The following is an 11,883-nucleotide window of genomic DNA, read 5'->3' on the forward strand; positions in this document are numbered from 1 at the left end:
CGATGAACCAGTTCGCCATCCTCTACGAGGATCGCTTCAAGAAACTGACCCCGTAACATCGCCAACCCGCTTCACGAACTCAGTGAAGGTCCAATGAGCCTCACACACAGAAATTCGGACAGGCCCGAGGGACCGTGAAGTCGAGAACTTGATGAGAAAACACCTCGTTGCCAGCCGCATCGATCTGCCTCACCTCTCCAACTCTGTACTGCCCAGGCAGCAGGTCCAACGGGAGTTCCGACTTTCCGATGACCACTTCAGGCCGTGAACCAAGGTCTCCGCCAAAGAGCGACATCACGACCCCACCATCATCCTCCAAGCCTTCAATCGTGATCACTGGATGCTTTGCAACAAGGCCAGCGTCATTCATCAACTCCGAAGACTTCAGCCCAATGGTCAGCGGCATCGCATGCGTATCGAGCACGAAAGAGAACGTCGAGATTCCGCTCTCGGTGGTTGTTGTCACCATCTGCTTGGTCCACACGATCTTCTGACCGTCTTCTCCAAACTCGCTGGCAGCGATCTCGGAGCCGGAACCTTGCTTCCAAGACGCGCCCTCGTCGACGCTATACATCCAGGTTGCGCCGTCCTTGATACCGGCCAGCGTCACTGTGGCGTCTTTGGTAATGCCGTCGTGCAGATGGCGGTCTTCGGACACCCACTTTCCCAATGCATCGTCATAGAGCTCGCGCGCCGTATCGTTCTTGAGCGCTGCCATTGGTGCTCCGGTGTCCAGGGTGTATTGCAGATTGGTCGCGCTGCTCTCATTGCCGGCGCGGTCCAGTTGAACAACTTTCACCTCGTGCTTCCCCTCGAATCGCGACGCAGGGACCTCCTCCCCCTCGCCTTGGTGCCAGGTCTTGCCCCCATCCTCGCTGTAGCGCCAGCTCGCGCCCTCCTCCAAGCCTGAGACGGTGATCGTGCCGTCGCTGGTGATGTTGTCGCCGGCTTCACCGGTGTCGTTCTTCAGCGCCAGCTCGGGCTTCGCGGGGGGCGTGGTGTCCGGCGGCGGCGCTTCGGGCTTGGGCTGCTCGGGCGCAGGATCGACCGGATTGGGCGTCGGGGGCGCCGTCGGCTCGGTCGGCGGCGTGACGACGGGGGGCGTGACCTTCGGCGGCGTGACGTCGGGCTTGGGGTCCGGCTGCTGCGAGACCGGCTCAATCGCGTCCACAGGCTTGGGCTGGTCGGGGGTCGTGGGCTCGCTGGTAGAAGGCGTTTCCGGCTTCGTCTCCGGCGGCGTGACGTCGGGCTTGGGGTCAGACTTCGGTTGCTCCGGCATCGGCTCGACCGGATCAACCGGCTTGGGCTGTTCCGGGTTGGATTCAACGGGCTTGGGTTGCTCCGGCGTCGGCTCCGCCGGCTTCGGTTCAGCAGGTTTCGGCTCCACTGGCTTGGGCTCTTCCGGCTTGGGCTCCTGCGGCTTCGGAGCGTCGGGCTTGGGCTGCTGAGGGATCACCGGATCCGGCAGTTGCTGAATGGGCGGCGTGAGCGTCGAATCCTTTCCACCACCGCCGCCAGCCGCGGCAGCCACCACGCCGAGCAGCCCCAAGCCGCCCAGCGCCGTCAGCCCTAGCGAGCCCATGCCCGAGGGCGCCGTGCCCGCCTCCACCACCGTCGAATCGGCCACCGCCGCATCCGCGCCGCCGGCAGCTTCGGCGTTCTCGCCAGAGTCGGAAACCTCCTCCTCCGGCCTGCGCTTGTGAGCCGCCGCGGCATTCGCCGCGCGCATCTCGTCGGAACCCTTGTGGCCGTGCGTCATCTCGGACTGCACGGGTCGCTGAAGTTTGGAATCGGCCATCTGCTGTGCTTTCGGTTGAAGAAAAAGTCGCGAGTCTTGCTAGCACCGCCCCGCGAGGCACTAGCTCGCTTCCATTCAATATTGCGCATCCAATCACCCGAGTCGGTCAGTCGACCCACCTCGATACGTCAGGATTCGCCTTCCAGCGCAGTCAGACGCGAAAGATTACCGCAGGCCACCAGCCCGCCGCGCCGGAGCACCAGCACCCGATCCGCCTTTGCCAGCGTCTGCCGCCGATGCGCGATGGACAGACAGGTCCGCCCCATCCCCCCGATCGCGCGCATCACCTGCGCTTCGTGCAGCGCGTCCAGATGGCTGGTGGCCTCGTCGAGCAGCAGGATCGGCGTCTTCCGATAGAAGGCCCGCGCCAGCAGGAGGCGTTGCCGCTCGCCACCGGACAGCGACTGCCCCATGTCGCCGACGAAGCTGTCGTAGCCCAGCGGGAATCGCTGGATCGCCGCATGCACCGCGGCGCTGCGGGCGGCGGACTCGACGTGCTCGCGCTGCGCATCGGGCGAATGGAAGGCGATGTTCTCCGCGACCGTGCCGGCGAACAGCACATCGTCCTGCTGCACCGACGCGCACATCTCCCGCACCTCACGCAGCCCCAAGCGGGCGATCGGCTCGCCGCCGACCAGGATCTCGCCCTCCGTCGGCTGAGCAAATCCCAACAGCAAACGCATCAGCGTGGACTTGCCGCAGCCCGACTCTCCGGTGATGGCGACATGCTCGCCCGCCTCGACGCGGAAGGAGCAATGGCGGATCAGCCAGCCCGATTCCGCCGACGGCCGGAAACCGACATCGCGAAACTCGATCGTCGCGGGCAGCCCGTCGGCGCCGCCGGGGCGCGACCCGGCCGCGTGTTCCGGCGCCTGATCGACGACGTCCTGCATCCGCGCCGCATGCGCCTTCAGCTGGCTCATCCGCAGCACCGCCTCCAGCGCCTTCATCGAGCGCGCCGCGAAGTGCCCGCGGTACATCGTGAAGGCGAACAGCGCGCCCACCGTCAGCTGCTGCGCGAGCACCGCCTTCGCCCCCAGGAAGAGCACCAGGATGAGCTCCAGTGCCGTCAGATAGCCCTTGGCGCCCTCGACCGCCGCGTTGATCCGCTCGGCGCGGTAACGCTGCGCATGCGCGCGCGCGAACAGCCGCAGCCAATGGCCGCGTCTATCCTCCTCGCGATTGGCCGCCTTGATCGCGCGAATCCCGCGCACGCTCTCGACGACATGCGCCTGCTCGCGCCCCTCCTCGGCGGCGCGCCGGTTCTCCGCGTCGGAAACGGCCAAGTTGGCAAGCCCCTTGAGCGCGACCTGAAGCGCGCAGCCCGCGATCACGCAGGCGCTCAAGCCCGGGCTGTAGGCCAGCATCAGACCCAGCGCCAAGCCCATCAGGATCAGATCCGCCGCCGTGACGAAGACCAGCGCGGACACGGTCTGGCTGATGGTCTTGGCGGAGGCAAAGCCGGCGAGGACCTCGCCCAGCGGCCGCGCTTCGAAGTAGCGGCACGGCAGGCGCATCAGATGCGACAGAGTCCCGAGGATCCAGCGCTCGTTGGCCAGATGCATGAAGCGCAGCGCGGCCCAATCGCGCAGCAGCCCGATCGCCGCCTTCAGGGTCGCGACGAGCGCGAAGGCCAGCGCCAGCGTCGTCAGCAGATCGGCGTCGCCGGTAGCCACCACGCCGTCCACCACCCATTGCTGGAGCAAGGGCGCGGCCATGGCCAGCAGCTCCACACCCAGCGACACCGCCGCCAGCTGCACCACCGCCGTCCGCACGCCAGGCGATTCCCAGAACTGCCGGAGCACCGGGAAGCGGCGCGCGGGTGGTCGACGTTCGAAGTCCTCGGCCGGCACGAGCTCCAGCGCCACGCCCGTGAAGGCGCTGGAGAGTTCCTCCCACGACAGACGCCGCTGCCCCACCGCCGGATCGTTGACGACCGCATGCGCCGCGCCGGCACCGACGTGAACGTCGACCAGCACGACGAAATGCGTGAACGCCCAGTGCAGGATGCAGGGCGCGCGCAACTGCCGAAGCTCGTCGAGCTCGACGCGGACGGGGTTCGGGACCATCCGGAAGCTCGCTGCCAAGGAAGCGAGCCCCTCGATCGACAAGCCGCGCATCGATCCGCCGAAAGCCCGACGGAGCTCCTCCAGTTCGGTGCCGCGCCCGTGGTGGCGCAGGATCATTGCGAGGCAAGCCAGACCGCATTCGGCCGTCTCGACCTGTCGCACTACGGGCACCCGTCTCTTGCGCCGGAACATGAGGCCCTCAGCGACGCGCCATCGCGAACAGCGGCTCGAATATCCATTCGAAGACGGTGCGCGAGTCGGTGACGATGTGCGCCTCGAACTGCATGTCCGGCAGGATGCGGCGCGCCTGCCCGTAGGCGTCGAGGGTCTGGCGATCGAGGTCGATCAGGACCTCGTACATCGGGTCGCGCTGTCGACCGTCCTCGGTGGCGGGATCCGAGGAGGACACCGTCGCCGCATTGAAGCTGGCGACGCGCCCGAGCTGGTGCCCGAACTTGGACGACGGGAAGGCCAGGAAGCTCAGCTGGACCTGCTGCCCCACGCGCAGAAATCCCATCGCCGCCGAAGGCACCAGCGCTTTCGCTTGCAGGCGGGCATTCGTCGGGATCAGCGCGAGCAAGGCGGCGCCCTGCCCCACCGCCTGTCCAGGCGCGGCCTGGATCGCGGTCGCGGTGCCGGAGATCGGCGCCAGCAGCCGCGTGCCCAAGCGCAGCTGCATCTCGCCCAGCTGTCGACGCATGGCCGAGAGCTCGCCCTCCAGCCGTTGGCGCTCGATCTGCGCCTGGGCGCCGAGCAGCTCGATCTCCCCTTGCAGCGCCAGCGCGTTGGATTCGTTGGCGCTGGCCTCACGGTCCAGTTGCAGCACGCGCGAGCGCTGATTCAGCCATTCGTCCTGCTTCTGATTGCGCTGGACCGCCGAGATGAAGCCCTCCGCAGCCAGCCGCTCGTTCACGCCAGCCGTCTGAGCGAGCAGCCGTTCCCGTTCTGCCTCGATGGCGCGCTGCGCCGCCAGCTGCCGCCCCTGCGCCTGGCGATCGCGAAGTTGCCGTGTCTTCTGCCCGCGCTGCAGCGCGAAGGCGTCAGCGGTCGTCTCGATCTGGCGCTCGGCGAGCTGCATCTGCCGTTGGAGCGCCGCCAGACCGGAGCGATCCGCGGCGCCCTCCGCGGCGGTGCGCTCCGCCGACAGCGTCAGCAGCGAGTCGCCGGCCCGCACGGCCTGCCCCTCGCGCGGCGGCCCGTCGACGACGATGCCGGCGCCTTGCGCCACGATTCGCACCGTCGAGCCATGCGGCGAGATGCGGCCGACGACCTTCACGCGGCGCTTGGTCTCCCAGACGAAGAGCGAGCCGATGAGCACGGCGATGCAGCCCAGTGCAAGCAATGTCAGCGCCAGATGCTGGCGGTCCGACTCCACGCGCAGCCCCAGAGTCTGGGCCCGCCGCGTCGGGTCAGGTCGGCGGGCTTCGGGGCGGAACAGGCTCATGCATGGACTCCCGACGCCTCTATGCGCAGGCGCTGCGGCGCGTGCAGCGACTCCGTGCTCATCCATTCACGCACCCAGCTCGACAACGGCGCCGCATCCCCGCTCAGCGACGCGCCGATCGCGTCCTGCAAGCTCGCATGGAGCGCCCATTGCTCGCGCGCAAGACGCCGGAAGAAGTGCTTCAGGCAGCCCTCGCTGCGCCGGCCCTTGAGCAGATGGAAGCTCTGCCGGATGAGGTTGAGCAGGTCGAAGGTCAGCGCAAGACGATCGCCCGCGGCGACGCAGCGCCCGAGCGCATCGACGGCGTTCTGGAGCTGGAACGCCAGATAGGCGCGCGACGCGGGCGCGGGCGGCGCCTCCAGCAGCTCCAGCGCCATTTCCCGCAGCGCGGCGAGCTCGTCGGAATCGCCCATCAAGTCGCGGCCATGCAGCAGCAGCTCCGCCAAGCCATGCAGGTTGAGCCGCTGCTCCGCATGCAACCGGCGCAGGACGGTGCCGGTGGACTCGATGAAGACCTCGGCCTTCAGCCCGTCGATCCGCTCCAGCCGCACGGCGCGCTGGAAGTCCGGCGTGTCGGGCTTGATCACCATCAGGTCCATGTCCAGATACCGGGGGGCGGTCAGGATGCTGCCCGCCACGAGCACGGAGCAGGCGCCGGGCAGGTCGTCCGCGACGGCGCGCAAGGCCGCGATCAGCGGGCGCTTGCGTTCCGGCGGCAGGCGCAACTGTCCGACGCCGCGCATGACGGCCGAGGCCGCCTCTTCGGAAGGGTCGTCGCCAGCCTCAATCATCGTGAGCTCCACCGGCACTGTCGAGCTTCCGTCGCTCTTGTCGAATCAAGCGCCAGCGGCAGTTTCTCGACTCGTATCGCTGTGTTTCGTCGTAGTAATCGCGAGTCGCCACGGAGCTGAATCGAGCGACGAATGAGAGCGTCCCGTCCGCATGCAAGGCCCACGACCTCGCCCCCATGAAGACATAGGCCCGCCTGAGCGTTCCATGCGTTTGATCGGTGTATGGCGGATCATCCTTCGACAGCAGCAACGGCAGATTCGAAGTCCATTCGAGCCGGGTTGCGATCTCCTCCGGCGTCAACCGGGAATGACCGAGCAGCAGGATGGCCTCCTCGATATCAGCCACGGCCCGATACGCCGCATGCCGGGTCTGCCAGTCCGGGATCGCCGCGACATTCAGACCCAACTCAACCTTGCTGGTATAGCCGCTCGTGCGAGGAGCACCGACGGAGGTCGACCCACAGCCGGCAAGACCCAGGACGGTCGCCAGGCCGCCGGCGGAGGTCAGAAGACGACGGCGCGATGGCGTGAACGGATGCCGCATCAATGCCGCACTCCTGCCTTCGCGCCGGCCTCGTCGTAGGACGCCTGGCCGAGATTCTTGACGGCCGTGTAATAAACATCCGCCACCAGGTCCGCATACCAGCGCGGCTTCCCCGCATCGATGAAGGCATCGTGCACTTCCTTTCGGAAGATCAGATCGGCAAAGTCCTTTCCGATCTGGTCGGCGTATCCCCGGTCATGGCGACGGCAGATCGCCACCAGATCCACATTCCCGATGCGATCCGGAACGATCCAGTCCGTCGATTTGTTTCCGCAACCAGCACCCGCCGGCAAACCATCCCTGCGCAATCCCGTCTGCGGATCAAACCCGGTATCCATTCCGATCAAGCCGAACAACCCGGCCGTGATCGCCGCCATCAACGACCCATCGGGATTCGCCGGAAGATTCGTCGGGATCTCCACCAGCATCTCCCGATGCAGCGCATCCCCATACCCTCGGCTCATCAAATCGCCGAAGGCCTCCCCCATGAAATCCTCGTCGCCATATTCCCGGCCATTCATCCAGCCGAGGACGTCATTCAATCCCTCATCCCGCCATTGCTCGAAGGGATCAGAACTGAATCCCCCGCAGACGATCTTCATTTCATGCCGTTCCAACACCCGCATCACCCACCTCGTCACATCAAAAGCGAAGACGCGAATCTACGGACGACATTTATCGATGTCGCTAGGGTTGTTTCCCTAGCATATGAAAGCCAACTCAAACAAGTGGGGCGGAATATTCAGATCATCGGAACTTCATTGCCGAAATGAAAATGGCCCGCCAAGGCGGGCCATCGACCATCGGGGGTATTCGACGGGTCAGCTCTTGCCGGTCGAGCCGAAACCGCCTTCGCCGCGGGAGGACGCGTCGAAATCCTCGACGACGCGGAAGCTGGGCTGCACGACCGGCACGATGACCATTTGCGCGATGCGCTCCATCGGCTGGATGGTGAAGACGTCCTTGCCGCGATTCCACACGCTGACCATCAACTGGCCCTGGTAATCCGAGTCGATCAGCCCGACCAGGTTGCCCAGCACCACGCCGTGCTTGTGGCCCAGGCCCGAGCGGGGAAGGATCATCGCGGCCAGGCCGGGATCGCCGATGTGGATGGCCAGGCCCGTGGGCACGAGCGTCGTGTCGCCGGGCGACAGCGTGATGGGCGCATCCAGGCAGGCGCGCAGGTCCAGGCCCGCGCTGCCGGTGGTGGCATAGGCGGGGAGTTGCTCGGCCATGCGGCGGTCGAGCACCTTCAGATCGATGGTGGTCATGAGGTCAACGGAAAGGGAAATCGAAAGTGATCGCGACGCCCGCGCTTCAAGCGGTATAGGTCGTCAGCCGCTGCGCGATCTCGCGCACCAGCTCGCGGGCCAGGGTCAGCTTGTCCGCGCGGGAGAGCTCGCGCTCGCCGCGGGCATCGACCAGGGTCAGCGCGTTGTCGTCCTGCCCGAAAGTCGCCGGGCCCACGTTGGCCACGATCAGCGGGACGTTCTTGCGCTGGCGCTTCTCGCGCGCATGCTTGATCAGATCCTGGCTCTCGGCCGCGAAGCCCACGCACATCGGCGGATGCGGCAGCGCGGCGACAGTGGCCAGGATGTCGGGGTTCTCCGCCAGGTCCAGCGCCGGCGCCACCGCCTCGCCCGCCTTGGCGTTCTTCTTGATCTTGTGTTCGTGCGTGGTGGCCGGACGCCAGTCCGCCACTGCCGCCGTCGCGACGAAGGCCTGATGCGTCGCCGCCAGCGGAAGCACCGCCTCCAGCATCTGACGGGCGCTCTGCACGTCGATGCGGGTCACGCCCAGCGGCGTGGGCAGATGGACCGGACCGGCGACCAGCGTCACCTCCGCGCCCGCCTCCGCCGCCGCGCGCGCGATGGCGAACCCCATCTTGCCGCTGGAGCGATTGGTGATGCCGCGCACCGGATCGATGGCCTCGTAGGTCGGGCCCGCCGTGATCAGCAGCTTGCGGCCCGCCAGCACCTTGGGCTGGAAATGCGCGATCACGTGTTCCAGCAGCTGCTGCGGCTCGAGCATGCGACCGTCGCCGATCTCGCCGCAGGCCTGGTCGCCGCTGCCCACGCCCAGCACCACCGCGCCGTCCGCCGCGACCTGGCGCAGGTTGCGCTGCGTCGCCGGATGGGCCCACATCTCGCGGTTCATCGCCGGCGCGAGCAGCAGCGCGCAGCGCTGCGCCGGACGCGCCAGCGCGGTCAGCGACATCAACTCGTCGGCACGGCCCTGCGCCAGCTTGGCGATCATGTCGGCGCTCGCGGGCGCGATCAGCATGACGTCGGCCTCGCGGGTCAGGTTGATGTGCGCCATGTTGTTGTCCGGACGCGCATCCCATTGGCTGGTGAACACCGGCCGGTTGGACAGGGCCTGCATCGTGACCGGCGTGATGAAGGCCTCGGCGGCCTCGGTCATCAGGACCTGCACCGTGGCGCCGGCCTTGACCAGCAAGCGCGTCAGCTCGGCGATCTTGTAGCAGGCGATGCCGCCGGACAGGCCCAGCAGGATGTGCCGGCCGGCGAGGGAATTGGATTCGGACATGGGGCGGAACTCTACCAGCGCCCCCCGCACCGCCTCGGCCAGATGGCCTTGCGACGGGCGCGGGTGCTGACCTTGGTCATGACCTGACCCCGGATGCCGGGCGCCAGGTCAGCCCTTGCGCTTGAACACCAGATCCCAGACGCCGTGGCCCAGCTTCAGGCCGCGGTTCTCGAACTTGGTCAGCGGGCGATAGGCCGGCTTGTCCGAGTAGCCGTCCGCCCGCGTGGACGTGTTCACCAGGTCCGGATCGGCGCTCAGCACTTCCAGCATCTGCTGGGCATAGGGTTCCCAGTCCGTGGCCAGGTGCAGGTAGCCGCCGGGCGCCAGGTGCTTGACCAGCTTGGCGACGAAGGGCGACTGCACCAGGCGGCGCTTGTTGTGGCGCTTCTTGTGCCAGGGGTCCGGGAAGTAGATGTGCACGCCGGCCAGCGAGCCCGGCGCGATCATCGCGTCCAGCACCTCGACGGCGTCGTGCTGGAAGATGCGAATGTTGGGAATGTCCTGCTCGCCGATCAGCTTGAGCAGTGCGCCCACGCCCGGCTCATGCACCTCGCAGCCGATGAAGTCGTGGTCGGGCAGCGTGCGGGCGATCTGGGCGGTCGGGCCGCCCATGCCGAAACCGATCTCGAAGACGACCGGCGCCTGGCGACCGAAGGTGCGCGCGTAGTCCAGCGGCTCGGGCTTGAACGGGAGCACGAATTGCGGGCCGAGCTCCGCCAGCGCCTTGATCTGACCGGTGCCCATGCGGCCGGCGCGCACGACGAAGCTGCGGATGCGCGACTTCGGATGCGGGTGGCCGTCCGCGTCGGATTCGGCCAGGGGCTCGTCGTGGGGAGGCGTGGGCAGGGACATGGCGCTCAGCCGCTTCGGGCTGCGATCGAAAACAAGGGGCGGGAGTTTACCGGGCCGCGCGCGGACGCCGCGCTCAGGCCACCAGCCGCGGCGGTCCGGGCGGGTGCGGCGGGATCTGCAGCGCGAAGCCGCCGGCGCGCTTGCGCATGGCCGCCGGATCCACCTGCGGCGCCTGCGCCGGCCAGTCGAAGAATTGCTGGATCTCGGCGCGGCGGGCCAGCGTGTCGGCCATGCCCAGGGTGATCAGCTCGTTGGTGTACTCGGGCTCGAAGAGCAGATAGCTGACCAGGGCCGAGCCGCTGGCCGTCGCGCCCTCGCCCTGCACGCCAACGCCTCGCAGCAGACCGCGGATGGCCGGCGGCAGCGCGCCTTGGTGCTCGGCGGCCAGACTGTCCAGTGGACGGCTGGGCGCTATGACCAGCGCCTCCAGCGGCTTGAGCGGGGTGTTGGCGAGCGCCTCGCTGGGCAGCAGCGACAGCGTGCTGTTGATGCGCTTGAGCCGCTCGATGTCCACCGCCAGCGAGTCCAGGAAGATGTTGGACATCGCATGGCCGGCGATCTGGGCCAGGCTGGGGTGACCGGTGTTGCCGTGGGTGTGGTTGCCCTCGCCGCCGCTCTCGTGCATGCGGCCGGCGCCGATGATGAGCACCTTGTCCGCGCCCAGATGCACGGCCGGCGAGATCGGCGCCGTCTGCCGCATCGAGCCGTCGCCGAACCATTCGACCTGGCCGCCGAGCTCCAGCGGCTCGGCCGGGAAGATGAAGGGGATGGCGGAGGACGCGATCAGGTGCTCGATCGAGAGCCGCGGCGCGCGCACGGCCAGCCGTTGCGTCCGGATCCAGGGATCGATCTGCTGATGGGTCTGATAGAAGGTGACGTGGTGGCCCGAGCTGTAGCTGGAGCCGGTCACCGCGAGCGCATCCAGATGACCCTGGGCGAGCATGTCGTCCAGCCGGTCGATCTGGATCCACTTGGCCAGCAGACCGCGCAGGGGCGTGTTGTCGAGCAGGCTGCGCGGTCGTGTGCGGCGCCAGCGGTTGAGCGCCCAGCCCAGGCTGATCATCGACAGCCACTTGGCGCCGGTGCGGATGACGCCGAAGGAATCGGCGGCATAGACCTGGTCGACGTGGATGTTCTGCCAGATGTACATCAGACCGTCGACCGCGGAGCAGAAGTCGTCCGCCTGGCAAGCCAGCGTGGCCGCGTTGATGGAGCCTGCCGAGGTGCCGGCGATCACTTGGAAGGGGTTGTCGCCGGTGGTGCAGGCGTCGCGGCGCAGCTGGGCGATGGCGGCCAGCACGCCGACCTGGTAGGCGGCGCGCGCGCCTCCTCCGGTGAGGATCAGGCCGGTCTTGGGCTTGGCGTCCAGCATGGACGGGAGCTTACGCCGGAGCCGCCCGGCGGGTGTCACAGGTTCACCCGTCAAATGGGGGATGGCGGAAGGGATGCGGGCGCTCAGCGCCGTCGGGCGCCGCGTCGCGTCGCCGCGTCGGCGGGCGGCGCGATGTCGAGCCAGACGGGGGCCTCGAAGGGCAAGTCTTGCTCGGCGTATCCGGCGCCAGCCACTTCAGCGGCCCAGAGCTCGGGCGCCTTGCGTCTTGCGTGCGAGATGTACTCTCGCGCCTCATCGGCGTCGTATCCGTAATCGGGAGCGGCGTCGATCAGGTTGTAGGTCGCCGCCAGGGCTGCATGGGTTCTGGACCGTGACAGATCCATCGCCTGGTTGCCGGCGAAGCCGAGGCCATACGGCGCGATGTCGAAGGCCGGAGAGAGCCTCCAGGCCCCGTCGACGAACAGCAGGCCGGTGTTGCGCGGATGGTCGTCGCCGTTGGCCAGCA

The 11,883-nt window shown here is 67.6% G+C and carries 11 protein-coding genes; all 11 read right to left on the bottom strand.

The window, feature by feature from the left end; genetic code table 11:
- Nucleotides 1-100 precede the first annotated feature (100 nt).
- Entirely contained in the window at nucleotides 101-1,798 is a 1,698-nt protein-coding gene (locus ABDW59_RS23915; RefSeq protein WP_343633876.1) for an Ig-like domain-containing protein, read from the bottom strand.
- Nucleotides 1,799-1,926: 128 nt separating this feature from the next.
- Nucleotides 1,927-4,059, bottom strand: a complete 2,133-nt coding sequence (locus ABDW59_RS23920; RefSeq protein WP_343633878.1) for a peptidase domain-containing ABC transporter — start codon at nucleotides 4,057-4,059, stop codon at nucleotides 1,927-1,929.
- Between the two features lie 7 nt (nucleotides 4,060-4,066).
- Nucleotides 4,067-5,311, bottom strand: coding sequence for an HlyD family efflux transporter periplasmic adaptor subunit (locus ABDW59_RS23925; RefSeq protein WP_343633880.1), 1,245 nt, complete (start codon nucleotides 5,309-5,311; stop codon nucleotides 4,067-4,069).
- Nucleotides 5,308-6,102: a hypothetical protein gene (locus tag ABDW59_RS23930; RefSeq protein ID WP_343633882.1), complete on the bottom strand. Its 795-nt coding sequence runs from the start codon at nucleotides 6,100-6,102 to the stop codon at nucleotides 5,308-5,310. The genes ABDW59_RS23925 and ABDW59_RS23930 overlap by 4 nt, the downstream gene beginning before the upstream one ends.
- Nucleotides 6,095-6,646, bottom strand: coding sequence for a hypothetical protein (locus ABDW59_RS23935; protein ID WP_343633884.1), 552 nt, complete (start codon nucleotides 6,644-6,646; stop codon nucleotides 6,095-6,097). Before ABDW59_RS23935 ends, ABDW59_RS23930 begins: the two co-directional genes overlap by 8 nt.
- A complete protein-coding gene (locus ABDW59_RS23940; RefSeq protein ID WP_343633886.1) occupies nucleotides 6,646-7,272 on the bottom strand; it encodes a hypothetical protein in 627 nt (208 codons plus the stop codon). Before ABDW59_RS23940 ends, ABDW59_RS23935 begins: the two co-directional genes overlap by 1 nt.
- Nucleotides 7,273-7,467: 195 nt before the next feature.
- A complete protein-coding gene (gene dut / locus ABDW59_RS23945; RefSeq protein ID WP_343633888.1) occupies nucleotides 7,468-7,917 on the bottom strand; it encodes a dUTP diphosphatase in 450 nt (149 codons plus the stop codon).
- Nucleotides 7,918-7,963: 46 nt separating this feature from the next.
- Nucleotides 7,964-9,193, bottom strand: coding sequence for a bifunctional phosphopantothenoylcysteine decarboxylase/phosphopantothenate--cysteine ligase CoaBC (gene coaBC, locus ABDW59_RS23950; RefSeq protein ID WP_343633890.1), 1,230 nt, complete (start codon nucleotides 9,191-9,193; stop codon nucleotides 7,964-7,966).
- A gap of 108 nt (nucleotides 9,194-9,301) precedes the next feature.
- On the bottom strand, nucleotides 9,302-10,045 hold the full coding sequence (gene trmB / locus ABDW59_RS23955) for a tRNA (guanosine(46)-N7)-methyltransferase TrmB (RefSeq protein ID WP_343633891.1): 744 nt from the start codon (nucleotides 10,043-10,045) through the stop codon (nucleotides 9,302-9,304).
- Nucleotides 10,046-10,118: 73 nt separating this feature from the next.
- A complete protein-coding gene (locus tag ABDW59_RS23960; RefSeq protein ID WP_343633893.1) occupies nucleotides 10,119-11,417 on the bottom strand; it encodes a patatin-like phospholipase family protein in 1,299 nt (432 codons plus the stop codon).
- 83 nt (nucleotides 11,418-11,500) lie between these two features.
- Nucleotides 11,501-11,883, bottom strand: a 383-nt coding sequence (locus ABDW59_RS23965) for a HipA domain-containing protein (protein ID WP_343633895.1), incomplete at its 5' end; no start/stop codon positions are given.

The sequence above is a fragment of the Roseateles sp. genome, from assembly GCF_039595295.1.
Lineage (GTDB): Bacteria > Pseudomonadota > Gammaproteobacteria > Burkholderiales > Burkholderiaceae_C > Roseateles.